Annotated in this window: 20 protein-coding genes and 2 pseudogenes; 13 read left to right on the top strand and 9 right to left on the bottom strand. The window is 72.8% G+C overall.

The genetic code is table 11. The features are described from left to right. Positions 1 to 69 precede the first annotated feature (69 nt). Positions 70 to 519: a nitroreductase family deazaflavin-dependent oxidoreductase gene (locus HDC93_RS16275; RefSeq protein WP_185011415.1), complete on the bottom strand. Its 450-nt coding sequence runs from the start codon at positions 517 to 519 to the stop codon at positions 70 to 72. A 105-nt stretch (positions 520 to 624) separates the two neighbouring features. After that, positions 625 to 1257: a LysE/ArgO family amino acid transporter gene (locus HDC93_RS16270; RefSeq protein ID WP_185011413.1), complete on the bottom strand. Its 633-nt coding sequence runs from the start codon at positions 1255 to 1257 to the stop codon at positions 625 to 627. A 346-nt stretch (positions 1258 to 1603) separates the two neighbouring features. Here HDC93_RS16270 and HDC93_RS16265 point away from each other — a divergent pair, with 346 nt between their 5' ends. After that, positions 1604 to 2800, top strand: a complete 1197-nt coding sequence (locus HDC93_RS16265; protein WP_185011410.1) for a cytochrome P450 — start codon at positions 1604 to 1606, stop codon at positions 2798 to 2800. Between the two features lie 14 nt (positions 2801 to 2814). After that, complete coding sequence (locus tag HDC93_RS16260) at positions 2815 to 3012, top strand: ferredoxin (protein WP_185011408.1); 198 nt, start codon at positions 2815 to 2817, stop codon at positions 3010 to 3012. 9 nt (positions 3013 to 3021) lie between these two features. On the opposite strand, the pseudogene HDC93_RS16255 reads toward HDC93_RS16260, so the two are convergent. Further along, positions 3022 to 3357 (bottom strand): annotated as a pseudogene (locus HDC93_RS16255) (TetR/AcrR family transcriptional regulator); the annotation flags it as partial. On the opposite strand from HDC93_RS16255, the pseudogene HDC93_RS39685 reads away from it, so the two are divergent. The 3 genes and pseudogenes from HDC93_RS39685 to HDC93_RS16240 form a co-directional block, all read left to right on the top strand. Continuing rightward, positions 3350 to 3517 (top strand): annotated as a pseudogene (locus tag HDC93_RS39685) (DUF1348 family protein); the annotation flags it as partial. The pseudogenes HDC93_RS16255 and HDC93_RS39685 overlap by 8 nt on opposite strands. A 36-nt stretch (positions 3518 to 3553) precedes the next feature. Further along, positions 3554 to 4090, top strand: a complete 537-nt coding sequence (locus HDC93_RS16245) for a flavoprotein (protein ID WP_185011406.1) — start codon at positions 3554 to 3556, stop codon at positions 4088 to 4090. A gap of 132 nt (positions 4091 to 4222) precedes the next feature. Then, on the top strand, positions 4223 to 5191 hold the full coding sequence (locus tag HDC93_RS16240; RefSeq protein WP_185011404.1) for an aldo/keto reductase: 969 nt from the start codon (positions 4223 to 4225) through the stop codon (positions 5189 to 5191). 17 nt (positions 5192 to 5208) lie between these two features. On the opposite strand, the gene HDC93_RS16235 is transcribed toward HDC93_RS16240, so the two are convergent. Next, a complete protein-coding gene (locus tag HDC93_RS16235; RefSeq protein WP_185011402.1) occupies positions 5209 to 6051 on the bottom strand; it encodes a phytanoyl-CoA dioxygenase family protein in 843 nt (280 codons plus the stop codon). Between the two features lie 38 nt (positions 6052 to 6089). Further along, positions 6090 to 6371, bottom strand: a complete 282-nt coding sequence (locus tag HDC93_RS37820; RefSeq protein ID WP_221516806.1) for a hypothetical protein — start codon at positions 6369 to 6371, stop codon at positions 6090 to 6092. 46 nt (positions 6372 to 6417) lie between these two features. Here HDC93_RS37820 and HDC93_RS16225 point away from each other — a divergent pair, with 46 nt between their 5' ends. Together HDC93_RS16225 and HDC93_RS16220 are read left to right on the top strand one after the other, a co-directional pair. Beyond that, positions 6418 to 7266 (top strand): helix-turn-helix domain-containing protein, encoded by an 849-nt coding sequence (locus HDC93_RS16225; RefSeq protein WP_185011400.1) that lies wholly within the window; start codon positions 6418 to 6420, stop codon positions 7264 to 7266. A gap of 375 nt (positions 7267 to 7641) precedes the next feature. Further along, entirely contained in the window at positions 7642 to 10044 is a 2403-nt protein-coding gene (locus tag HDC93_RS16220) for a ricin-type beta-trefoil lectin domain protein (RefSeq protein ID WP_260419590.1), read from the top strand. A 10-nt stretch (positions 10045 to 10054) separates the two neighbouring features. Here HDC93_RS16220 and HDC93_RS16215 read toward each other — a convergent pair whose 3' ends face one another. After that, a complete protein-coding gene (locus tag HDC93_RS16215) occupies positions 10055 to 11314 on the bottom strand; it encodes an arsenic transporter (RefSeq protein ID WP_185011693.1) in 1260 nt (419 codons plus the stop codon). 125 nt (positions 11315 to 11439) lie between these two features. Further along, complete coding sequence (locus tag HDC93_RS16210; protein WP_185011396.1) at positions 11440 to 13827, bottom strand: SpoIIE family protein phosphatase; 2388 nt, start codon at positions 13825 to 13827, stop codon at positions 11440 to 11442. Positions 13828 to 14083: 256 nt separating this feature from the next. On the opposite strand from HDC93_RS16210, the gene HDC93_RS16205 reads away from it, so the two are divergent. The 3 genes from HDC93_RS16205 (at position 14084) to HDC93_RS16195 (ending at position 20435) form a co-directional block, all read left to right on the top strand. Next, positions 14084 to 17173, top strand: coding sequence for a glycoside hydrolase family 2 TIM barrel-domain containing protein (locus tag HDC93_RS16205; RefSeq protein WP_185011394.1), 3090 nt, complete (start codon positions 14084 to 14086; stop codon positions 17171 to 17173). Positions 17174 to 17319: 146 nt separating this feature from the next. After that, positions 17320 to 19563: a glycoside hydrolase family 9 protein gene (locus HDC93_RS16200; protein WP_185011392.1), complete on the top strand. Its 2244-nt coding sequence runs from the start codon at positions 17320 to 17322 to the stop codon at positions 19561 to 19563. Between the two features lie 80 nt (positions 19564 to 19643). After that, positions 19644 to 20435, top strand: coding sequence for an alpha/beta fold hydrolase (locus HDC93_RS16195; protein WP_185011390.1), 792 nt, complete (start codon positions 19644 to 19646; stop codon positions 20433 to 20435). Here HDC93_RS16195 and HDC93_RS16190 read toward each other — a convergent pair. Next, positions 20426 to 21376 carry a sigma-70 family RNA polymerase sigma factor gene (locus HDC93_RS16190; RefSeq protein WP_185011388.1) on the bottom strand — a complete coding sequence of 317 codons (951 nt, stop codon included), beginning with the start codon at positions 21374 to 21376 and terminating at the stop codon, positions 20426 to 20428. The two genes, HDC93_RS16195 and HDC93_RS16190, sit on opposite strands and share 10 nt — an antisense overlap. 176 nt (positions 21377 to 21552) lie before the next feature. Here HDC93_RS16190 and HDC93_RS16185 point away from each other — a divergent pair, with 176 nt between their 5' ends. From HDC93_RS16185 to HDC93_RS16175, 3 genes are all read left to right on the top strand, one after another. After that, on the top strand, positions 21553 to 21798 hold the full coding sequence (locus HDC93_RS16185) for a hypothetical protein (RefSeq protein ID WP_030845137.1): 246 nt from the start codon (positions 21553 to 21555) through the stop codon (positions 21796 to 21798). 3 nt (positions 21799 to 21801) lie between these two features. Further along, on the top strand, positions 21802 to 22179 hold the full coding sequence (locus HDC93_RS16180) for a hypothetical protein (RefSeq protein WP_031110699.1): 378 nt from the start codon (positions 21802 to 21804) through the stop codon (positions 22177 to 22179). Positions 22180 to 22508: 329 nt separating this feature from the next. Continuing rightward, positions 22509 to 24131: an RICIN domain-containing protein gene (locus HDC93_RS16175; RefSeq protein WP_185011386.1), complete on the top strand. Its 1623-nt coding sequence runs from the start codon at positions 22509 to 22511 to the stop codon at positions 24129 to 24131. Between the two features lie 58 nt (positions 24132 to 24189). On the opposite strand, the gene HDC93_RS16170 is transcribed toward HDC93_RS16175, so the two are convergent. Further along, on the bottom strand, positions 24190 to 25359 hold the full coding sequence (locus HDC93_RS16170) for a lactate 2-monooxygenase (RefSeq protein WP_185011384.1): 1170 nt from the start codon (positions 25357 to 25359) through the stop codon (positions 24190 to 24192). Between the last annotated feature and the right edge of the window lie 48 nt (positions 25360 to 25407).

The raw sequence follows: 25407 nt of genomic DNA, 5'->3' as shown, positions 1-25407 counted from the left end.
GGGTTCACACACCCGGGGAGCAAGATCTTTTTTGAGGCCGGCTGCCCGCACGGGCGGCCGGCCCCGTGCTCAGCCGCCCTCGGTCGGCTCCAGGACGAACACCGGGATCTCCCGGTCCGTCTTCTTCTGGTAGTCGGCATACGCCGGGTAGGCCGCGACGGCCCGCTCCCACCAGGCCGCCTTCTCCTCGCCCGTGACCTCACGGGCGGTCATGTCCTGCTTCACCGGCCCGTCCTGGAGCTCCACGTGCGGATCGGCCAGGAGGTTGAAGTACCAGACCGGATGCTTGGGCGACCCGCCGAGGGAAGCCACCGCGGCGTAGCGCCCCTCGTGCTCCACCCGCATCACCGGCGTCTTGCGCAGCTTCCCGCTCCGCGCCCCGCGTGAGGTCAGGACGACGACCGGCATCTTCGAGCCCTGCAGCGTCGTCCCCTCCTTGCCGCCGGAGCTCTCGTACAGCTCGACCTGCTTGCGCACCCACTGCGTCGGGCTGGGTTCGTACTCGCCTTCGAGAGGCATGGCATCCGTCCCATCGTCGCGTCCGCGGCTCATCGCCACCCGTCTTCAACATTCGTGCCCCCGGGAATCATCCGCACCCGGGCGGATCGGGCCGGAAGTCGGCCCTCACCCCGGCGGCAGCGCCATCCGCACGGCCAGAGCCGTCATCACACCGCTCGCGACCAGGGCCGTCGCCAGCCGCCCCCGGCGGCCGGTCAGCGCACGGCCCAGCAGGGCGCCGCTCCCGGCCAGCAGCACCTGCCAGCTCGCGGAGGCGGCGAACGCGGCCAGCACGAACACGCCCTGCTCCAGCGGACCGGCCGGGCCGGTGGCCTGGGAACCGAGCACGAGGGCCGCGAAGTAGACGACGGTGGTGGGGTTCAGCAGGGTGATGCCCAGCAGGCCCAGGTAGGCCCGGGCGGGGCCCGGGGGAGCGGGGGCGGTACGGGTCGCGAGCCGGTGGCCGCGGTACTCCCGCAGCGCGGTCATGGCGCCCCATGCCGCCAGGGCCAGCAGCACCGCTACGCACACCCAGCGCAGCGGACCGAGCACCGGCCGCAGCGTGGACGCCAGAGCGGTGCCCCCGAGGGTGGCCGCGAGGGCGTAGAGCCCGTCGGCGGTGGCGACGCCGAGCGCGGCGCAGACACCGGTGCGCAGGGTGGTGCGGGCGGTGAGGGAGACCACGTAGGTCCCGACAACGCCCACGGGGACGGCGATGCCGTACCCGGCGAGCAGCCCCGCGACGAGCGCGGCCGTCATGACCGCGGTGGCGTCGGTCCTCCCCGGCGGCCGGACTGCTGCTGTCGGCCCGCGGCGGAGGCGGCGGACAACGGCAGGGCAACGGTGAACGCAGGCATGGCCGGATCCTGAGGCCTGCCCGGCCCCGCCGACAACCGGTTTTCGAATCGGCGCCGCCGCACCCGCGCCCCGGCAAGGATGGTGAACCCGCAACACGCGCCTCCGCCCCCGGTGTTCGAACAGGGAGGCGGCGTTCCCCGGCCATGTTGCCGGCGTCGGCGATCTGGCCGAACTTCGCGTCGCCCTATAGATGCCTGGGGCATCTAATGAAGATCGGTACGACGCACTACTCGTCTGCGAGGTCTTCATGACGGACACGACCGCACCCGTCGCCTTCCCTCAGAGCCGGACCTGCCCCTACCACCCGCCCGCCGCCTACGACGCGCTGCGCACCGAACGCCCCCTGACCCGCATCGCCCTCTTCGACGGACGCGAGGCGTGGCTCGTCAGCGGGCACGCCACCGCCCGCGCGCTGCTGGCCGACCCGCGCCTGTCGTCCAACCGCGACCGGCCCGGCTTCCCCGCCCCCACCGAGCGCTTCGCCGGCATCCGCAACCGCAGAACGGCCCTGCTCGGCGTCGACGACCCCGAGCACCGCGCCCAGCGGCGGATGGTCGTCGGGGACTTCACCCTCAAGCGGGCCGTCGAACTCCGGCCACGGATCCAGCAGATCGTGGACGAACGGCTCGACGCGATGATCGCCGCGGGCCCGGTCGCCGACCTGGTGAGCGCCTTCGCGCTGCCCGTGCCGTCCATGGTGATCTGCGCCCTGCTGGGCGTCCCGTACTCCGACCACGACTTCTTCGAGACCCAGTCGCGACGGCTGCTGCGCGGCCCCGAGACCGCCGACGTGCTCGACGCCCGCGACCGGCTGGAGACGTACTTCGGCGAGCTGATCGACCGCAAGCAGCAGGACCCGGGCACCGGCCTCCTGGACGACCTGGTCCACCGGCAGCTGCGCGAGGGCGACCTCGACCGCGAGGGCCTGATCGCCATGGCTCTCATCCTGCTGGTCGCGGGCCACGAGACGACCGCCAACATGATCTCGCTCGGCACCTTCACCCTGCTCCAGCACCCCGAGCGGCTCGCCGAGCTGCGCGCGGACCCCCGGCTGCTGCCGGCCGCGGTGGAGGAGCTGATGCGGATGCTGTCGATCGCGGACGGCATGCTGCGCCTCGCCGTGGAGGACATCGAGGTGGCCGGGACGACGATCCGCAAGGGCGAGGGAGTGGTCTTCGCGACCTCCGTCATCAACCGCGACGAGACGGTCTACCCCGAGCCGGACAGGCTGGACTGGAGCCGCTCCGCCCGGCACCACGTCGCGTTCGGCTTCGGCATCCACCAGTGCCTCGGCCAGAACCTCGCCCGGGCCGAGCTGGAGATCGCCCTGCGCAGCCTCTTCGACCGGCTGCCCACCCTGCGCCTGGCAGCCCCGGCCGAGGAGATCCCCTTCAAGCCCGGCGACACCATCCAGGGGATGCTGGAACTCCCCGTGACCTGGTAAGAGGCCTTCCGCACATGCGCATCGACATCGACCAGGACGTCTGCATCGGCGCGGGCCAGTGCGCCCTGACCGCCCCGGACGTCTTCACCCAGGACGACGACGGCTGCAGCACCCTGCTGCCCGGCGCCGAGGACAGCGGCAGCCCGCTGCTGCGGGAGGCGGCCCGCGCCTGCCCGGTCAGCGCCATCAGCGTGTCCGAGACGGTGGGCTGACCCCGGAGCTCACCCGGCCTCCAGGAGCCGCCGGGCCGCCTCGCGCGCCTCGGCCGCGGGCTCGGCGCTCCTGGTGACGCCCGCTGTGGCCATGGCCCCCTCGGCCAGCAGGAACAGCTGCCCGGCCAGCGCATCGGGCCGCTCCGCCGCCGCCACCAGCGCGCCCAGGTACTCCCGGAACGCCCGCTTGTGCGCGCGCACCTGGCCGGCCACGCGCTCCGAGGTGGCGCCCGGCTCGCCGTACGCGTCGAGCCATGCGCAGCCGCGGAAGCCCGGCTCGGCGAACCACATCCCGAGCCAGTCGAACACGGCCAGGATCCGCTGTTCCGGCTCCCCGTGCCGCTCGGCGTACTCGGAGTGGTGGCGCTCCTACGGCAACGATGGGAGTTCGACGAGCACGGCCTGATGACCCGCCGCGAGGCGAGCATCAACGACGTGCCGATCGAGGAGGAGGAGCCGGATCCACGGCGCCCGGCCGGAGTCGGAACGCGGAGACATCTTCCCCTCCGGTGAGTCCGGGGGAGTCGCTAGGGTTTCCCGGATGACCGAACAGGCCGCCCGCAAGCCCTTCCTCTACGTCGTCGTCTGCGCCGCCGGCATCGCCGCGGACGTCAGCAAGCTGATCACCGCCGCGCAGGAACGGGACTGGGAGGTGGGCGTCATCGCGACACCCGTCGCGATGAACGGCTTCTTCGACACCGCCGCCGTCGAGGCCCAGACGGGCCGGCCCATCCGCTCGGCCTGGCGCGCACCGGGCGAGCCGCGTCCCTTTCCGGCACCGGACGCCGTGGTCGTCGCGCCCGCCACGTTCAACACCGTCAACAAGTGGGCGGCCGGTATCGCCGACACCCTCGCCCTGGGCACCCTGTGCGAGGTCGCGGGGCTCGGGGTGCCGATCGTCGTCCTGCCGTGCGTGGCCGACGCGCTGGCCGCCCACCCCGCCTACCGGGACAGCGTCGAACGGCTGCGGGGGATGGGCGTGCGGTTCGGTGAGCCGTACACGGGAGAGCCGGGGACGGACGGCGGCCGGCCGGAGTTCGGGTGGGAACGGGCCCTGGACATGGTCGGGCGCGGCTGACGGCCGGACGCCGCCGGCAGAGGTCACGGCAGTGGTGACGACCCGTCAGGCACCCTCGTCGGCCGCGACTTCGAGTGCGATCGAACACGTACGCTCCCCGTGGAAACCCCTCCGAAGGCAGGAGCAGCATCGATGCAGTACGTGAAGCTCGGTTCGACGGGCCTGGACGTCTCGCGGATCTGTCTGGGGTGCATGACCTACGGTCTGCCCGACCGCGGCACGCACGAGTGGACCCTCGACGAGGAGGCCTCGCGGCCGCTGATCCGGCAGGCGGTCGAAGCGGGGATCACCTTCTTCGACACGGCGAACGTCTACTCCGACGGCACCAGCGAGGAGATCGTCGGCCGGGCCCTGCGCGACTTCGCCCGCCGCGACGAGATCGTCCTCGCGACGAAGGTGCACGGCCGGATGCGCCCCGGACCGAACGGCGGCGGACTGTCCCGCAAGGCGATCATGACCGAGCTCGACCAGAGCCTCACCCGCCTCGGCACCGACTACGTCGACCTCTACCAGATCCATCGTTTCGACCCGCAGACCCCGGTCGAGGAGACCATGGAGGCCCTGCACGACGTCGTCAAGGCGGGCAAGGTCCGCTACATCGGGGCGAGTTCGATGTACGCGTGGCAGTTCTCCAAGATGGAGTACACCGCGCGGCTGAACGGCTGGACCCGCTTCGTCTCCATGCAGAACCACTACAACCTGATCTACCGCGAGGAGGAGCGCGAGATGCTGCCCCTGTGCGCGGACCAGGGCGTGGGCGTCCTGCCGTGGAGCCCGCTCGCCCGCGGCAGGCTCACCCGGGACTGGGACACCACCACCGAGCGCAGCGCCACCGACAGCTTCGGCAGCACCCTGTACCAGGAGGGGGACCGCGCCATCGTCGAGGCGGTCACCCGCATCGCCGGGGAGCGGGGCGTCCCCCGCGCGCAGATCGCCCTCGCCTGGCTCCTCCACCAGCCCACGGTGACCGCCCCGATCGTCGGCGCGTCCAAGCCCGGGCACCTGGAGGACGCGGTGGCCGCCGTGGAAATCGAGCTGAGCGACGAGGAACTGGAGGAACTGCAGCGCCCGTACGGTCCCCACCCCATCGCCGGGCACTGAGAGAGGTCACTCGAAGCTCAGTGCGGGCCCTGCGGTTCGAACTCCGTTCCGCAGGGGCCCGCCCCCTCGCTCTCCGCCAGTTCCACCCTCGCCCCGCTCATCGCCAGCGTCCGGTAGAACCGCCCGATCCGCTCCGCCGACCGCCCCACGTAGTGCCCGATGAACGACCGGCGGAACCGCTCGGGCGCCCGGTTCGGCTGTGAGCCGTGCACCAGGCTCCCGTTGAAGAACAGGACGTCCCCCGGCGTCATGTCCACCGGCACCGGCGCCAGCCCCGGCGGCGGCGGAACGTACTCCCGGGCGAAGGACACGTCGGGATCGGCCGGCTCCGGGCAGAACACGTCCATGCGGTGCGTGCCCGGCACGACCTCCAGTCCGCCGTTCTCCCGGTCGATCACGTCGCAGGCCACCCACGCGGCCACACAGGTGCCCGGCTCCACCCGCAGGTAGAAGTTGTCCTGGTGCAGCGCCTGCCCCCGGGCCCCCGGCGGCTTGAAGTAGAACATGCTCTGCGCGGCCAGCACCTCCTCCCCGAGGAGGGCCTCCAGGACCGTCCGCAGCCGGGCGTCCAGCAGGACCTCGCGTGCGAGGCCGTTGATCTCGTGCGGGTGCATCACCCGCGGCCAGACGTGCAGCGGGTCGGTGCCCGGCCTGTCCTCGGCGCGTGGCTCGAAGTGCCCGGGCACCGGACCGGCCGCCCGCAGCGCCGTGAACTCGCCGCACAGATGATCGATCTCGTCGGACCCGAAGAGCCCGCGCACCACCGTGAAACCGTCCTCCTCGAACCCCTCCCGGTACCGCCGGAGCCCAGCGGGGTCCAGGATGGAAACGCCGACGGCGCCGTTGCCCGTGACTGTCATGAACGCACTCCTCGGTCAGGTGTCCTCGGTTCGAAACGCTAGGCCACCCGGCCGCGGAGGAGGATGCCCGTGCGTGCTGACGGATTGCCCGACGCTGCTGCGCACCCGGACAGCGGGGACGCCTGGGACGGCGAGTACACCGGGAGTTCCGCGAGCTCCGGGATCACCGGGAGCTCCGGGATCACCGCGAGCTCCGGGAACACTGCGAGCTCCGGGATCACCGGGAGCTCCGGGATCACCGGCAACACCGGGAGTTCCGGGATCACCGGGAGTTCCGGGAACATCGCGAGCTCCGGGAACACCGGGAGTTCCGGGAACACCGGACGCACCGGGGACGGCGGGGATCCCGCCCCGCCCCCCGGGCTGGTGGTGCTCGGTCACTTCGACCAGCCGCCCGGCTACGGCGTCAACCGGCCGCACGGATCCGCGAGCTGGCTCGTCACCTGGACCACCGCGGGCCGGGGCCTGCTGTGGCAGGGCGGTGCCCGAACCACGGCCGGCGCGGGCGACCTGGTCGTGCTCGCCCCCGGCGTCCCGCACGGTTACGCCGTCGGGCCCGGCGCCCCGCACTGGCAGTTCTGGTGGGTGCACTGCCAGGCCCGTCCGTCCTGGGCCACGTGGCTGCGGCCGTACGGCACCGGCGACGGGATGTACGCGGTCACCTCCGCCCCGGCCGCGGTGCGGGACCGCGTCGGGACGGCGTTCCGGCGGATGCACGCCGACGCCCGCTGGACCGGCACCGAGGCGCCGCCCGACGCGTCACCCCCGAACCCGCAGGTCGCCGTGGCGCACGGCAGCGCGGCCCGCGAACTGGCCCTGTGCGCGCTGGAGGAGGTCGTCCTCCTCACCACCGGCGCCCGGCCGACGGCGCCCCGGCCTGGCCTCGACGCACGGATCCGCCGTGCCCAGGAGCTGATCGACGCCGACCCGGGAGCCCCGCACACTGTCCGCTCGCTCGCCGGGGGCGTCGCGCTGTCACCGTCGCGCTTCGCCCATCTGTTCAGCCGCCAGTTGGGCCAGTCGCCCATGCGCGCCCTGCGCGAGGCGCGGCTGCGCCATGCCGCCCGGCTGCTGGAGAGCACCGACCTGCCCGTGGAGCGCGTCGCCGCTGCCTCGGGTTTCGTCAGCCCGTTCCACTTCAATCGCGCCTTTCGCGAGCGCTACGGGGAACCGCCCGGGTCGTACCGCACGACGCACGGCGATCCGTCCGGCTGAGCGGCGCTATTGGTTCCGCAGCCGGGCGGGAAAGGCCGGCGGCCAGAACGGGGACGACGGTGTGAGCTGCTGTTCAGGCGGTGTGTCAATGGTTTTCGGGCCGGTGCCGCAGGGGACCGAATGTGAGCGGCCAAAGGGGGGGAGGCACCAAGGAAATGCCTTTCGCTCACTTGATTGACATTTCGTCAAAAGCCGCCGGCCGCGTGCGCAATGCACGAAACCGCTGGTTCACTTGTTCCCTGTTGCTGAGCTGTGCAAAGGTGTGCCCTGTCGGCGTGTCCACAACACGCCGCTCTTTCGTATGCGCGAGGCCGCCGGGCCGGCATACCCCTTGGTATGGACTTTATTCCGTATGTCCTTGAGAGGAATGCAGCCTTGGAAGACGCAGGCCCGTCGAATTCCCCGGCCTCGGCCCGCAGGTTCGGCGCGACGGACGAGCAACTGAGCGCGGAGCTCAGGAAGTGGACCGGGGCGACGCCCGCACTTCACCCCGTGGGTGAACTGCTGGACCGGCACTGGGAGGCGGCCTTCGCCTACGCCCGGCTGTGCACCGACGGCCCGCGCTCCGCGGGAATGCTCACGACTGCGGCTTTCACCCGCCTCTTCGGCGAAACGCTCCGGCAGAACGGCCCGACCTCCGCGTGGCGGCCCCACCTGCTCCTCACCGTGCGGCGCATCGCGGCCGAGTGGGCCGGCGACCACCGGTGCGACACGCTCCACCCGGACCTGCTCGCCGGGACCGGCGACGGGAACCGGCCCGCCTCCCGGCTGCTGCCCTCGCCGCGCCGGCGCCTGCTGTCCGGGGCCTACCAGCGGCTGCCCCAGTCCGCGCGCTGTCTGCTGTGGCACGTCGAGGTCGAGGCCGAACCGCTCACCTCCCCGGCCGGGCTGCTCGGCCTGGACGAGGAGGGCGCGCGGGTCGAACTGGGCCGGGCCCGGGACCGGCTGCGCGAGGAGTCCCTTCAGCTGCACCGTGAACTCGCCCCCGACGAGGAGTGCCGGCGCTATCTGCGCCTGCTCGACGTGACGTACCGGCGCGGGGGTCTCGACATCGACCCGGATCTACGCGCGCACATCGACGGCTGCGGGCACTGCAGCGCTGCCGCCGACCAGCTCGACCAGTTCAATCACGACCTGGGTGTCGCCCTCTCGGAGGGGGTGCTGGGCTGGGGCGGGCGGGACTACGCGGAGCGCCGGGCGCACGAGGCGGGGGAGAGCGCCGGGGGCGGGCGGCACGCCGGAAAGCCCGGGAGGCCCGGGACGGCGGCCGGTGCGGCCGCCGCCGTGATGCCGGCCGGTGCGGCGCGTGAACTGCTCCCGGACCCGGTCGCCCTGGCGCGCGAGGTCTTCCCCGACCCGGTCGATCTGGCGTACGAGATCATTCCGGACCCGGTTCGCGCACCCCGCGAGACGCCCGGGCCGGCACGCGAGCGGCATGCGGCTGCTCCGGATCCGGTCCACCCACCCCGCGAGACATTCCCCGGGCCGGCCGGCGAGGGGCGCGAGGCCTTCCCGGGCCCGGCCGGCGGGGCTCGTGAGGATTTCCCGGCCGGCCCGGTCCGTGCACCGCGCGAGGCGTTCCCCGGTCCGGCGCGTGCGGACTTCCCGGATCCGGTTCATGCGGCGCGTGAGGCTTTCCCCGGCCCGGCACGTGAGGGGCGTGAGGCCTTCCCGGACCCGGTCGCCCTCGCCGGCGCGGTCGGGGAGTCGTTCACCGATCCGGGCGGCCCGGCGGCCGTGCCGCCGCCCCCTTCGAAGCCCGAGTGCGTGGCCCCGGCCGCGGCCACCGCGCAGGTTCCGACCCGCGCGGACGTCTCCGTACCGCCCGCCCCCGCACCCCGGGCCCCTCGCCCCGAAGGCTCCCGGGCCGCCGCACGAAGATCCGCCCAGAAGGCGGCCCGCCGTACCGCCCGGCGGCGCAACCTCACCGCGGGCGTGCTGACCGTCAGCGGTCTGGTCGTCCTGCCACTGGTCCTGTGGTCCACCGGCAACTCCGGCGACGACGCGCCGGCCGCTGCCGACCGGCCCACCGGGGAGGCCCCCGACTCCGACGCGGGCGAGGCGAGCCGCGACCCGTCCTGGGCCGGTGCGGGCGATGCCGAGAAGGGCGCCCTGCGCGGCCGGCTGCACAACGTCTCCTCGGGCCTGTGCGTGGGCATCGACGGCGACAAGGCCGTGGAGGGCGGGGAGGCCGAGCTCACGACCTGCTCGGCCGACGCAGCCCAGCAGTGGACCTATGAGACCGACGGGTTGCTGCGCAACGGCGCCGCTCCCGACCTGTGCCTGGACTCGCAGCTCGGATACTCGGTGCGGCTGGCCCCCTGCACGGGCGCGTCCCGGCCCGACCCGAAGAACATCCGCTACGACTTCACCCTGCAGGGCGCCCTGGTGCCCCGCTCGGACCAGGACCTGGCCCTCACCCCGGCCGCGACCGACGGCTCGGGAGCCCTGGTCCTCAAGGCCCGGGCGGACGACGAGGTCCAGCGCTGGGTGATCGACACCTCCAAGGCGGACCTCCGGATGGAGTCCGTGAACTGGAAGGCCGCCGCTCCCGTCCCGCGCCCCACGTCCACACCCACCCCGTCGAAGACGCCCGAGCCCACCCCGAGGCCGTCCGCGACGTCCCCGGCGCCGCAGCCGGCCCGGAGCAGCCCGGCCGCCACCGAATCGCCCTGCCACCGCTACGGCCACCACTGCGACTCGGACGGTCAGTACGGCAATCCGGGCTACGGCTACCCCGGCTACGGCTACGGCTACGGCGGAGGCGGACGCCGCTGACCGGGCCGGTTCAGGCTCCGACGACGGTCAGCGACAGCCACAGGGCCACCACGGCCGGCACCAGCGCCGCCGGAGTGGCGAGCAGCCCGAGCCGGGTGAACTCCCCGAGCCCGACCCGGTTCCCGTGCTGCTGCACGATCCGCCGCCACAGCAGGGTCGCCAGTGATCCGGCGTAGGTCAGGTTGGGGCCGATGTTCACACCGAGCAGCACCGCCAGCACGGCGCCCGGACCGGACCCGGCGGTCAGGGGCAGCAGCACCAGCACCGCGGGCAGGTTGTTGATGAGGTTGGCCAGGACGGCGGCCACCGCGGCCACACCCAGCAGCGACAGCAGGCCCGATCCGCCGGGCAGCACGCGCCGCAGCGCATCGGCGAGCCCGTGGTCGACGACCGCACGCACGACCACGCCGAGCGCGAGCACGAACACCAGGAAGGCCGGGGCCGCCGACCGCACCACCGTCAGGGGGGTGGCCTTGCGCCGCACCAGTGCCCGCCCGGCCAGCACCAGCGCACCGGCCAGCGCGGCCCACGCCGGCTCGATCCCCATGGCGGAGGCCACTACGAACCCGGCGAGCGTGCAGCCGACGGTGACGAGGGCGAACAGCGGGAGCGGCTCGGGACGCGGCTCGGCGTCGGGGGAGGGGAGGGGCGCCGCGAGTTCGTCGTCGAAGAACCGCCGGAACACCAGGTACTCGGCGGCGATCGCGACCAGCCACGGCAGCGCCATCAGCGCGGCGAAGCGGGTGAAGCGCAGCCCGCTCGCCGTGAACGCCAGCAGATTGGTCAGATTGGAGACCGGAAGCAGTAGCGAGGCGGTGTTCGACAGATGGGCGCACGCGTACAGATGCGGCCGTGCTTGCACGCCCATGCGGGTCGCGGTGGCCAGCACCACCGGGGTGAGCAGGACGACGGTGGCGTCCAGACTGAGCACGGCCGTGATGACGGACGCCAGCGCGAACACCGCGGTCAGCAGCCGTGTGGGGCGCCCCGCCGCCCAGCGGGCCATCCACGCCCCGCACGCGGTGAACAGCCCCTCGACGTCGCAGAAGTGGGCGAGCACCAGCACGGCCGCGAGGAAGCCGACGACGGGCCCCAGTCGCTGGATCTCCTCCCAGGCGTGATCGGGAGTGATGATTCCGAGGGCGACGGCGATCCCGGCGGCGGGCACCGCCAGCACGGCCTCCGGCAGGCCCTTGGGGCGGGCGACGGCCCAGACGAGCACGGCGGCCAGCAGCGTCACGGACAGGACTTCGGCGAGCGGGGTGTTCAGGGCGGGGTCCTCCGGGGCGCGATCAGGCGGTGCCCGCCCAATGAAACCAGGCGTCGGTAAGAGACCCTCGGCGGCCCCGCGGTCCTGGTCGAGGACCACGGGCCGCAGCGAGTGCCGCCGGTGACTCAGGTCTCGTCGTCGAGCAGGGCCAGCTCCGCCCAGATGGTCTTGCCCTCGCCGGTGTGCCTGCTGCCCCACCGCTGGGTGAGCTGGGCGACCAGGAGCAGCCCGCGGCCCCCCTCGTCCCAGGTCTTGGCCCGGCGCAGGTGCGGCGCCGTGTGGTTGCTGTCGGACACCTCACAGATCAGGGTGGCCGCGTCATGGATGAGCCGCAGCCGGATGGGCGGGGCGCCGTAGCGGATGGCGTTGGTGACCAGCTCGCTCACGACCAGCTCGCCTGTGAAGGTGGCCTCGGCCAGCCCCCAGCGTTCTAGCTGGTCGACGACCTGCTTGCGGATGGGCGCCACCAGTGCCGGGTCGGCGGGGATGTCCCAGGTGGCGACCTGGGCGGACGGCAGGCCGCGGGTGCGGGCCAGCAACAGGGCCACGTCGTCGCTGGAGCCGCCCGGCGGGAGCAGCGTGTGCAGTACGCGGTCGCAGATCTCGTCCAGGGAGTCGGAGGGCGCCGACAGCGCCTCGCGGAGCATCCGGCCGCTGGCGTCGACGCCCCGCTCCCGGTTGACCAGCAGCCCGTCCGTGTGGAACGCCAGGACGCTGCCCTCCCGCAGCTCCACCTCGGCGGCCTCGAACGGCAGCCCCCCGACGCCCAGCGGCGGCCCCGAAGGCAGGTCGAGCTGCCGCGCCGGGCCGTCCGGCGGCACCAGCAGGGGCAGCGGATGCCCGGCCCGGGCCAGGGTGCAGCGCCGGGAGACCGGGTCGTAGACCGCGTACAGACAGGTCGCGCCCACCTCTCCGGTGCCGTGGTCCCCGCCGGATTCCTCCGACAGCCGGACGACCAGGTCGTCGAGGTGGGTGAGCAGCTCGTCGGGGGCCAGGTCGATGTCGGCGAGGGTGCGGACGGCGGTGCGCAGCCGGCCCATGGTGGCCGAGGCCTGGATGCCGTGGCCGACGACGTCGCCGACGATCATGGCGACCCGCATCCCCGACAGCGGGATCACGTCGAACCAGTCGCCTCCGACGCCGGAGCGGGTGGCCGGCAGGTAGCGGGAGGCCGCCTCGACCGCCGCGGTGCGCGGCAGGGTGCGGGGCAGCAGACTGCGCTGCAGGGTGAGGGTCGTCTCGCGCTCGCGGGAGTAGCGGCGCGCGTTGTCGATGCAGACGGCGGCCCGGGCCGTGACCTCCTCGGCCAGCAGCACGTCGTCGACGGTGAACGCCTCGGGGCGCCGGAAGCGGGTGAAGACCGCGACCCCGAGGGTCGTGCCCCGGGCCTGCAGCGGAACGGACATCGTGGAGTGGATGCCGTACTCCTGGATCCGCCGGAAGCGCACCGGGTCCCAGGCCAGCCACCGCTCGAGGTCGCCGGAGGAGCCCGAGGCCACGACGGTGTGCCCCGCGACCAGCGAGGCGGACTGCGGGGAGTTCTCGGGGTAGAGGTCCACCTGCCCGGGCTTGGCGACGGCCTCGGGGCTGCCCTTGTTGACCGACTGGTGGGCGGCCCGGCGCAGACGCAGCGGCGGGACCGGCGGTCCGGCGGACTCGCCGCCGTGCTCCTGCGGGTCGAGCAGGTCGACGCTGACGAAGTCGGCGAGCGCCGGGACACACACGTCCGCCAGCTCCTGGGCGGTACGGGTGACGTCGAGGGTGGTGCCGATCCGCACGCTCGCCTCGTTGACCAGCTGCAACCGCTCTCGCGCGCGGTACTGGTCGGAGAAGTCGTGGGCGGTCACGCACACGCCCCGCACCCGGCCCGCCCCGTCGGTGAGCGGCGCCATCCGGGCCAGCCACGCGTGCGCGCCCCGGTCCTCGCCGGTCGCCTTCAAGTACGACTGCATGTCCTGCCGCCGGCCGGTGCTCAGCACCCGGCGCAAGTTCTCCTCGAGCTCGGCGTTCGGCGGCCGGCTGCCGACGTCGGTGGGCCTGAGGCCCAGCATCCGCCCGGCGGGCAGTCCCAGCAGATCGGCCATGGCCTCGTTCACGCCACGCAGCCGCAGCCGCTCGTCGAAGATCATCGTGGCGCAGGGCGACTGCGTCAGCGCCGCGCGCACCAGCGGGTCGTCCGCAAGCGCGTGGTCGACGGCCTCCGGCGGGGACACCGCCAGCCAGTCGATCGCCTCCGCCGCGTCCGGCGGCCGGCGGTGGGCGAGCACCCAGAGGGTGACGGGGTGGCCGTCACGATGGCGAAGGGTGACGGTGCCGCTCCAGCGCGAGTCGTCCGGCACGGCCGGCGGGTCCGCGCCGTCGGCCAGCAGGTCGGCGGCCGGGCGGCCCACGACCTCGGCGGCCGTGTGGCCCAGCAGACGGCGGGCGCCCTCGCTCCACTCGGTGAGCGTGCCGTCGACGGCGATGACGGCACGGGCGGCCACGCCATCGTCCAACGCCTCGTCCGGACTCATCGTCGCGACTCCATACGGACACTCACAGTGAACAGGGAAGTCAGTTGAGTTCCAGCGTAGTCCGTGGGCGCCCAGCGTGGACCGGTAACCCCGGTGCCGCCTTCCCGGCCGGGGTCACGCACACATGGCGCCGAAGCCGCCCATGCGGCAGAAGGTCGCTCCCGCACTCTTGACGGCCGCGTGTGACGCGTCGACAGAATCTGTTTGTTCGCGATCAGTTGTGAGTACTTCTGGGTCCTACTGAGGGAGAGCCGCCATGTCGGTCACGCGCAGATCGGTCCTGCTCGCCTCTGCCGCCGCACCCGCGGCCGGGACGCTGCTCGGCGCCCCGGAGGCGTGGGCCGCCGAGCAGGCGCCCGGCGCGTCCGGCCGCCGGACCGTCGCACTGCGCGACGGCTGGCGCTTCGCGCTGGTGAACCCGGGCGGCATCACCGACCCGACCGGCGCCTACGCCGACGCCCACCTTCCCGGCTACGACGACTCCGGATGGCGCGAGACCGCCGTCCCGCACGACTGGAGCATCGAGCAGACCCCCACCACCGAGCACGGCACCACCAGCGGCACCGGCTTCCTGCCCGGGGGTCTCGGCTGGTACCGCCTGGCCTTCACCCTGCCGCCCGGCCTCGCCGGCAAGCGCGTCTCGGTGGAGTTCGACGGCGTCTACATGAACTCCACCGTGTACTGCAACGGCAAGGTGGCCGGCCGTCACCCCTACGGCTACACCGGCTTCGCCCTCGACCTCACCGACCTGGTGCACACCGACGGCACCACCGAGAACGTGATCGCCGTCGAGGTCCGCAACCGGCTCCCCAGCAGCCGCTGGTACTCCGGCAGCGGCATCTACCGCGAGGCCCGCCTGGTGATCACCGAGCCGGTGCACGTGGCCCGCTGGGGCACCCGCGTCACCACGCCCGAGATCTCCGCCGCGCGTGCCGTCGTACGGGTCGGCACATCCGTCGTCAACACCTCCGGCGCGGGCGCGGACGTCGAGGTCGTCTCCCGGATCGTCGACCGCACGGGCCGGACGGTCGCCCGCACATCCTCCACCGCGGCCGTCACGGGCGAGCACACCGAGACCCAGGAACTCACCGTCCCGCGCCCGGAGTTGTGGGACTTCGAGACACCGCACCGCTACACCCTGCACACCGAGCTGCGCGTCGGCGGCCGCACCACCGACACCCACCGCACGGTCTTCGGCTTCCGCACCTTCCGCTTCGACCCGGACGAGGGCTTCTTCCTCAACGGCACCCGCCACAAGATCAAGGGCGTCGACCTCCACCACGACCTGGGCGCACTCGGCGCCGCCGTCAGCATCGACGCCGTCCGCAGGCAGCTGGAGATCATGCGGTCCATGGGCGTCAACGCCCTGCGCACCTCCCACAACCCGCCCGCGCCCGAGGTGGTCCAGGTCTGCGAGGAGCTCGGCGTCGTCATGCTGGTGGAGGCGTTCGACTGCTGGCGCACCGGAAAGAACCGGTACGACTACGGCCGATTCTTCGACGAGTGGTGCGAGAAGGACGCCACCGAGATGGTGCTGGCGGCCCGCAACTCGCCCGCCGTGCTCAGCTGGTCCATCGGCAACGAGGTCCCCGACTCCACCTCCACCGCCGGCCTCGCCATGGCCGACCGGATCATCGCGGCGATCAGGGCCGCCGACGACACCCGCCCGCTGGTCATCGGCTCCGACAGGTACCGCCGCCTGCCCGCCAAGGGATCCGCCGCCGACCTGATGCTGGCCAAGCTGGACGGCCTCGGCCTCAACTACAACACCGCCAAGTCGGTCGACCAGCTGCACGCTGCCTACCCGCACCTGTTCCTGTTCGAGTCGGAGTCCTCCTCGGAGACCTCCACCCGCGGCGCCTACCAGGAGCCCGAGCACCTCAACACCGGCGAGAACCACACCCCGGGCAGACGCGCGACCTCCTCCTACGACAACAACCTCGCCTCCTGGACCATGAGCGGCGAGTACGGCCACAAGAAGGACCGGGACCGGAAGTGGTTCGCCGGGCAGTTCCTCTGGTCCGGCATCGACTACATCGGCGAGCCCACGCCGTACGACGTCTTCCCGGTCAAGGCGTCCTTCTTCGGCGCGGTGGACACGGCCGGATTCCCGAAGGACATGTACCACCTCTTCCGGAGCCAGTGGACCAGCGAACCGATGGTCCACCTGCTGCCGATGACCTGGAACCACGACAAGGGCGACACGGTCGAGGTCTGGGCGTACGCGAACGTCGACACCGTCGAGCTGTACCTCAACGGCACGTCCCTGGGCGTACGGCGGTTCGACACCAAGGAGACCGCCGACGGCCGCACCTACCTGGAGACCACCGAGGCGACCGGCGACGACAAGACCTTCACCGACGGCCCCCACCCGGGCAGCTACACCAGTCCGAACGGCAGCGCCGGCAAGCTCCACCTGACCTGGAAGGTGCCCTTCGAACCCGGAGAGCTGAAGGCCGTCGCCCGGCGTGCCGGCACGGTGGTCGCCACCGACGTGCTGCGCACCGCCGGAGCCCCGCACGCGATACGCCTGACCGCGGACCGCCCCTCCCTCGCCGCGGACGGCCGCGCCCTGGTCTTCGTGACCGCCGAGGTCGTCGACCGGCGCGGGGTGGTGGTGCCCGACGCGGAGCACCTGCTGTCCTTCGAGGTGGCGGGCGGCTCCCTCGCGGGGCTCGACAACGGCCGGCAGGAGAGTGCCGAGCGCTATCAGGCGAGCACCCGGACCGCCTTCCACGGCAAGGCCCTCGCCATCGTCCGGTCCGGCACGAAGGAGGGGGCGGTGAAGGTGACCGCCCGCGCCGAGGGGCTGCGCGCGGGCACGGCGACCGTACGGGCCACCCGCGCACAGGACCGGGCCGAGACGGCCCCGGCCGCCTTCGGACCGGAGCACCCGGCGCCCGTCGGGCACCCGCGCGCGGACGCGAGCTACTCCGGCCGTCCGGACACACTGCCCGCCGCCATGCTCGACGGCGACCCGGCCACCGGCTGGTCCAACGGCTTCTTCAAGCAGGCCACGCCCCTGCTGCCGGACTTCGACGGGGCGCGGCCCGAGGACTGGGTCCGCGTCGACCACGGGCGCACCCGCGGCTACGACCGGGTGGAGGTCTCCTTCACCGTGGACGCCGCGCACAGCCTGCCCGCTGCCATCGAGGTGGCGGTCTGGGACGGCCGCGCGTGGCGGATCGCGCGGGACACCGAGACAGGCTGGGCCACCGCCTCCGACGCCCCCACCGTGATCACCTTCAAGGCCCTGCGAGGCTCCCGGATCCGGCTCACGCTGACAAGCCGCCATCCCGGCGAGGCGCGTGGCGCGATCCGCATCAGCCGACTGGACGCCCTGTAGACCGCCCCGGTCCGGACGGGCGGTGAACAGCCAGTCCCGTCCGAACCGTTGACGGGGCGTCACAACAGCCACAACCATGGCCTGCGTCCGCATCTGGGAGCGCTCCCATGCCGAGCGTCGCCCGCACCTCCCGGAGGAGCCCAGACGTGAAACGACGCAGAACCGCCCTGCTGTCCCTGACGGCCCTGCTGGCGACCGCGCTCACCGCGCTGCCGTCCTCGCCGGCCGGGGCCGACGAGGTCGAGCAGGTCAGGAACGGCACCTTCGACACCACCACCGACCCCTGGTGGACGACCAGCAACGTCACCGCGGGCCTGTCCGACGGCCGGCTCTGCGCCGACGTCCCCGGCGGCACCGCCAACCGCTGGGACGCCGCCGTCGGGCAGAACGACATCACCCTCGTGAAGGGCGAGTCGTACCGCTTCTCGTTCAGCGCGACCGGGACACCCGCCGGGCACGTGGTGCGGGCGATCGTGGGCCTGTCGGTGTCGCCCTACGACACCTACCACGAGGTGACGCCGCAGCTCAGCGTCTCCGGCGACCACTACTCCTACACCTTCACCTCGCCCGTCGACACCGCGCAGGGCCAGGTCGGCTTCCAGCTCGGCGGCAGCGCGGACGCCTGGCGCTTCTGCATGGACGACGTCTCGCTGCTCGGCGGCGTGGCGCCGGAGCCGTACGAACCCGACACCGGTCCCCGGGTGCGCGTCAACCAGGTCGGCTATCTACCGGCCGGCCCGAAGAACGCCACCCTGGTCACCGACGCCACGACCAGGCTGCCCTGGCAGCTGAAGACCTCCGGCGGGACGGTCGTCGCGAAGGGCACGACCCTGCCGCGCGGGGTCGACGCCTCCTCCGGGCAGAACGTCCACTCCATCGACTTCGGCGCCTACCGCACCAAGGGCACGGGCTTCACGCTCGTCGCCGACGGCCAGACCAGCAGGCCCTTCGACATCGGCGCGAGCGCCTACGAGCGGCTCCGGCTGGACTCGGCGAAGTACTACTACACGCAGCGCAGCGGCCTCGCGATCCGCGACGACCTACGGCCCGGCTACGGCCGCCCGGCCGGTCACGTGGGCGTGGCACCCAACCAGGGCGACACCGCCGTGCCCTGTCAGCCCGGCGTGTGCGACTACACCCTCGACGTCAGCGGCGGCTGGTACGACGCCGGCGACCACGGCAAGTACGTCGTCAACGGCGGCATCTCCACCTGGGAACTGCTGAGCACCTACGAACGCGCCCGGCACGCCCGCACCGGGCAGGCGGACAAACTCCGTGACGGCACGCTCGACATCCCCGAGAGCGGCAACAAGGTGCCCGACATCCTCGACGAGGCCCGCTGGGAGCTGGAGTTCCTGCTGAGGATGCAGGTGCCCGACGGGAAGCCGCTGGCCGGCATGGCCCACCACAAGATCCACGACGAGCAGTGGACCGGCCTGCCCCTGCTGCCCAGCGACGACCCGCAGAAGCGCGAGCTGCACCCGCCCTCCACCGCCGCCACCCTCAACCTGGCCGCCACGGCCGCACAGGCCGCCCGCCTCTACCGGCCCTACGACAGGACGTTCGCCGGCAAGGCGCTGGCCGCCGCCCGCAAGGCCTGGTCGGCGGCGCTCGCCCACCCCGACCGCCTCGCCTCTGCGAGCGACGGCATCGGCGGCGGCGCCTACCCCGACAGCGACGTCACCGACGACTTCTACTGGGCGGCGGCCGAGCTGTACCTCTCCACCGGGGAGAAGCGGTTCGAGGAGTACGTCCTGAAGTCCCCGGTCCACACGGCCGACCTCTTCAAGCCCCTCGGCTTCGACTGGGCCCGCACCGGCGCGGCGGGCCGGCTGGACCTGGCCACCGTGCCCAACGGACTGCCCGGCCGCGACAAGGTGCGCCAGTCCGTCGTCAAGGGCGCCGACCGCTACCTGGCCACCCTCAAGGCCCACCCCTACGGCATGCCGTACGCACCGGACGGCAACACCTACGACTGGGGCTCCAGCCACCAGGTCCTCAACAACGCGGTCGTCCTCGCCACGGCGTACGACCTCACCGGCGCCGCCGCGTACCGGGACGGCGCGCTGCAGAGCATGGACTACGTCCTGGGCCGCAACGCGCTGAACATCTCCTACGTCACCGGCTACGGCGAGGTCAGCGCGCAGAACCAGCACAGCCGCTGGTACGCCCGCCAGCTCGACCCGAAGCTGCCCAACCCGCCGCGGGGCACCCTCGCGGGCGGACCGAACTCGAGCATCCAGGACCCCTACGCACAGAGCAAACTGCAGGGCTGCGTCGGCCAGTTCTGCTACATCGACGACATCCAGTCCTGGTCGACCAACGAGCACACGATCAACTGGAACGCCGCCCTGACCCGTATGGCCTCCTTCGTGGCGGACCAGGGGTAGGAGCCGGGCAGCGCCGCCGCCCGCGTGCCGGGGGAGTCCGCCGACAGGACGCCCCCGGCACGCGCGCGTAGCCTGGTGACATGCCAGCGGTGCGGGTCGACGGCATCGAGGTCGCGTACGACCGGGTGGGCCAGGGCCCGCCCCTCGTGCTCGCGCACGGCGCCACGGCGGACGCCCGGCTGTTCCGCCCCCAGGCCGAGGACCTGGCCGACGAGTTCACCGTCGTCGCCTGGGACGAACCCGGCGCCGGCCGCTCCTCCGACGTACCGCCCTCCTTCACCCTGGCCGACTACGCCCGCAGCCTGGCGGCCGTCATCGAGGACGTGGATCTGGGACCGGCCCATGTCCTCGGCGCGTCCTGGGGCGGCACCGTCGTGCTGGAGCTCTACCGGCACCACGCCGCGCTCGTGCGGACCCTGCTCCTCGTCGACACCTACGCGGGCTGGAAGGGCTCGCTGCCCGCCGCGGAGGTGCGCTCCCGGGTCGAGGGGGCGGAGCGCATGCTCGCGGTCCCGGCCGAGGCGTTCGCACCGACCATGCCGGGACTGTTCGCCGGGCGGCCCCCCGCCGAAGCCGTCCGTCTGCTGTCCGTGATGTCGGCCGACACCCGCGCCCAGAGCATGCGGACCGAACTCACCGTCATGGCCGAGGCCGACCTGCGGGATCTGCTGCCGAAGATCGAGGTGCCGACGCTCCTGCTGTGGGGGGAGCTCGACGCCCGCTCACCCGTGGATCCCGTCGCCCACCAGTTCCTCGATGCGATCCCGCGGGCCACGCTGGTCGTGCTCCCCGGCATCGGGCACCTCAGCAACATCGAGGCGCCCGAGCCGTTCAACCGGACCGTCCGGGAGTTCTGCCGCGCTCACTCCTGACCGGCGCCCCACCGGTCGCCCCGCGCCGCGGGCAGGTGGGCGAGCTTGTCGGGGTTGGCGACCACGTAGATGCCGCGTACCCGGTCGCCCTCCGGGGTGAGGTCCAGAACCAGGACCGCGTACGGCGCGTCGCCGTCGAACAGCACCGCCGCGTCGTCGCCGTTGACGCGCCGGTAGCGCCAGACCGGGTGGTTTGGGCCGCCGCGCCCGGCGGTGAGCAGCCGGGTCACCTTGTCCCGGCCGTGCACCGGGCGCAGGCTCGCCCGCCGGCGCTTGCCGCCCGCGTCCGTCCATGCCGTCACGTCCGGTGCGAGCACCTCCATCAGCTCGGCGATGTCCCCGCCGAGCGCCGCCCGCACGAACCGCTCGGTCGCCTCCCGCCGCACCCGCGGATGCGCCTCGTACCGCGGCCGCCGCGCGTGCACGTGCTCCCGGGCCCGGTGCGCCAACTGCCGCACGGCGGCAGGGGAGCGGTCGATGATCTCCGCGATCTCGGCATGCGGGTAGCCGAACACCTCACCCAGCACGAACACGGCCCGTTCCAGCGGTGTCAGCGACTCCAGGACCACCAGCATGGCCAGCGACACGGACTCGGAACGCAGGGCCGGATCCTCGGCGGTCCCGGTGTCCGCGCCGACCAGGGGCTCGGGCAGCCACGGGCCGACGTACGTCTCCCGCCGGCGGCTGATGACGGCGCGGCGGCGCAGCGCGTGGTTGACCGCCACCCGGACGAGATAGGCGCGCGGGTTGTCGACGCCGGCCAGGGGGGCGCCGCCGCGTGCCGCCCAGGACAGCCATGTCTCCTGCAGGACGTCCTCCGTGTCGGCGACGCTGCCGAGCATGTTGTAGACCACGCCGAACAGCAGCTCGCGATGTTCGACGAACACCCCGGTCGCCGCGTCGAGCGGGGTTTCGGTGCCGGTGACGGAGATCTCGGTCATGGGTGTGCCTCCCGTGGATGCGCTCACCGACTGCGAGCCGGACAGCGCGCTGATTTGTGACATCGCACGGCTCGATGTGACCCACATCTCACGTGGCCCTTCTCCCTGGTACCTTCAGACGACCTCCCTGACCTGGGGATATTTACGAGTCAGTACCCGAGCGGTACCGTGAAGGCATGCCAGCTCTCAACGTGGAGTTCAGCGACCGCGAACTTGAGGACCTGCGGCAGATCGCCAAGGAGCGCGGTACGTCCATGAAGGCCCTCGTGCGCGAGGCGGCCGCGGCCGACATAGCCCGCCATCGGGCGCTGCAGGAGGGCGCGGAGGCCTTCCGCCGGTTCTTCGCCACGCACGCCGACGAGTTCGCCGCCGCGTTCCCCGACGACGAACCGCCCGCCAAGGGCGAAGGGCGGGCTGCCTGACCCATGGCGCCCGTGATCCATATCGACGTGCCCTGGCTGCTCCAGCGCCATGAGGAGGTCCTGCCGGACCAGCCCACCGTCAACGACTTCTCGGCGCTGGTCGCCGCCGTCGCCCGGCACCGCGTCGACCCGCCGCGCCTCGGGGTGAACTCCGACCCGGCCTGGCGGGCCGCCGCGCTGCTGCACACCATCACCGTGCTCCGGCCGCTGCCCTCGGCCAACGCCCGCTTCGCCTGTGCGACGGCCGTGGCGTACATGTTCGTCAGCGGTGTCGGTATCGACCCGCCCTACGGCGCCCTCGTCGACCTCGCCCGCGACCTGTTGTCCGGCACCACCGACGTCTACGGCGCGGCGGACCGGTTGCGCTCCTGGCAGATCTGAGGGGCCGGACCCGGCGCCCGATTCACACAGGCCGCAGGGAAATGTCGAAAACGGGTGCGATCCACGCGTATCCGTTCCCCGTTTCTGACTTTCTGTCAATGGTGGGGATGTTGTCCGGGTGCCTTGTTGGCCGTGTGGGGGTTGTGCAAGAGTGAAACGCGCGTGCGGGGGGAATGGCCGGGTGTCGCACGTGCTTTGTGGACCGCGTCCGATTCGCCGTCGGTGAATTCGCACCTCCCGCGCCCCGCCAAAAAGGTACGCACCAACCGGGCCTCCTTTTTCGGCGGCAGGACTTCTGTGTGTCACACGCGTGGGAAGGAACCATCTCAGTGCCCACCCCCCACCCCCCTCGTCCCCCGTATCCCCCGCCCGGCGGGGATCCCGGGGAATCCGATGAATCACTCGCCGCCCCGCTGAGAGGCAGCCCGGAGGGCGAGGTCGCCGCCCATTCCGTCGCGCTGCTGATGGCGCGGCACTACCAGTCGGTGCACGACTACGCGGTCATCTGCCTCGCCTCGTCGGCGCAGGTGGCAGCCATGGTGACCGGAACCGCCTTCCACCGGACCCTCAACCGCCTCGCCTTCGGCGAGACCGCCGTCGCACTGCGCCCGGCCCTTCTGGTGACCGTGCGCGACACGATCCGCGAGTGGTCCGGCGACGATCGAATATCAGCCGTTCTGCCCGCGTTGCAGAAACCGGCCGGAGGACGCGGGCTGCGCGCCGCGACGTCCATGACGCCCGAAAATCGCATCCTCGCGGAGCGGGCATTCCAGGCACTTCCCGCGGCCTCGCGCTGTTTGCTGTGGCATGTCGAGGTCGAGGCAGATCCTTTAAGCGTCCCGGCCGGCCTGCTGGGCATGGACACCGACATCGCGGCGGCGTCCCTCGAACAGGCCCGGGACAAATTCCGTGAAGGCTGCGTACGTGCCCATCGCGAACTCGCGCCGACCCACGATTGCCGGTTCTACAACCGTCTCCTCGACGTCCCGATCCGCCGCGGCGGTGCACTGCTGCCGGACGTCCAGCAGCATCTGGACGAGTGCCGCTACTGCCGGAACGCCGCGGAGCAACTGAGCCATTTCGAAGGCCCGCTGGGGCCGTTGGTCGCCGAGGCGGTGCTCGGCTGGGGCGCCCGCCGCTACCTCGACTCGCGCCCGGGGCGCGCGTCGCACGGCACGCGCGGTGCCCGTGCGGGCCGGCGCGGCGGCGGACGGCGGGGCGGCGGGCGGCACGGACTGCTGTCCCGGCTCCCCGTGCCCGCCCGGGTGCCGGAGGCGATGCGGTCGTCGCGGGCGCTGCTCTCGGGCGTCGGCGCGGTCTCGGCCGGGGTGCTGGCGACGGTGCTCATCATCAGCGCGTCGTCCTACGACGGCGGCGAGGCCGACCCGGCCGGCTCCAACAGCGCCGCCGGCGGCAAGGGATCCGCATCGGTGACGCCACCCGGCACCGCCGGGCTTCCCATGGCCCAGGGCGTGACCCGGCTGCGCAACACCGGTGCCGGCCTGTGCCTCGACATCCGGGACCTGCCGAAGGAGGGCGCGGGCGCGAAGCTGGCCTCGTGCTCGGCGGTGTGGACCCAGCAGTGGACGTACGAGGACGACGGGCTCCTGCGCAGCGTCGCCGATCCCGGGCTGTGCCTGGACTCCCACAAGGACGCCGGTGTCGTCGTCCTCGGTACCTGCGCCGACGAGGATGCCGAGCGGGGCGACGACGTGCGCTACGACCTCACCGTGCAGGGGGAGTTGCTGCCCCGCTGGGACGAGCGGCTCGCCCTCGCCCCGGCCGACGACGACCCGGACGCCGACGTCGTCGTCAAGGTCCGCGACCGCTCCTCCGAGGACCAGCGCTGGCAGTCGGAGCCCCTGCCGACGACGGAGGGCTCCCTGTCGATCGAGGAGCATGACGACCCGGCGGCCCGCCAGGTGACGGTCACCGACGGCCCGACCACGTGACGCGGGGCACCGGGGGCTGACCGGGGGCTGCGCGGCCGGCGAGCCGCGCAGCCCGCCGTCAGGCCGGATCCTCGACGAGGTCGGCCGGGCCGACGGTGTTCGGTGTCGCATGCCCCGAGAGGGCGAGCGTGAGGTCGAGTTCGGCGAGCAGGCAGCGGATGACGTGTTCGACGCCGGACTGCCCGTCGAGGCCGAGGCCGTAGACGTACGGGCGGCCGACGAGGACCGCGCGGGCGCCGAGGGCGAGGGCCTTGACGATGTCGTCGCCGGTGCGGACGCCGCTGTCGAAGAGGACGGTGAGCCGGTCGCCCACCGCCTCCGCCACGCGGGGAAGCACGTCGGCCGCGGCGACGGCACCGGCCACCTGCCGGCCGCCGTGGTTGGAGACGACCACGCCGTCCATGCCGGCCTCGGCCGCCAGCCGCGCGTCGTCCGGGTGCAGGACGCCCTTGAGGACGATCGGGCCGTCCCAGTTCTCCCGCAGGAACGCCAGGTCGGGCCAGCTCTTGGCCGGGTCGGAGAACATCCCGACGAAGTGCATCACGGCCGCGTTCGGATCCTCGTGCACCGGCTTGGCCAGACCTGCTTGGAACGCCGGGTCCGAGAAGTAGTTCGCCGTGCCGACCCCGTGCAGGAACGGCAGGTACGCCTGGTCGAGATCGCGCGGCCGCCACGACAGCAGCGGCGTGTCCAGGGTGACCACCAGGGCCGTGAACCCGGCCGCCTTCGCCCGGTTCAGGAAGCTGCGGGCCACCTCCGGGTCCTTCGGCCAGTACAGCTGGAACCAGCGCTCGGCGTCACCCATCGCCTCGGCGACCTGCTCCATGGGCGTGCTGGACGCGGACGACAGGATGTACGGCACGCCCTGTGCGGCGGCGGCCCGGGCCGCGGCGGACTCGGCGTCCGGGTGCATGATCGACAGCACGCCGACCGGGGCCAGCGCGAGGGGGGCCGGAAGGGCGCGGCCCAGGACCTCGACGGACAGATCCCGGTCGTGCACGTCGCGCAGCACGCGCGGCACGATCCTGCGGCGCTCCAGGGCCGCCCGGTTGGCGCGGGCCGTACTGCCGTCGCCCGCGCTGCCCGCCACATACCCGACCGGTCCGGGCCCCAGCCGCTGCTCGGTGAGCTCCTCCAGCCGGGTCAGATCGGTGGGCAGCCGCGGAACGGCACCCGTCATCCCGTTCAGATAGATCTCGTACTGGAAGTCCGCCCAGTGCTTGCCCACGTACGCCCCGCCTCCGTCGTCTCCTCGTCGAGACCGTGCCGTACGGGC

Origin of the sequence: Streptomyces sp. AK010 (assembly GCF_014207295.1) — a bacterium.
In the GTDB taxonomy this organism is placed as follows: Bacteria; Actinomycetota; Actinomycetes; order Streptomycetales; family Streptomycetaceae; genus Streptomyces; species Streptomyces massasporeus.
This window is presented reverse-complemented; position numbering and strand designations above follow the sequence as displayed.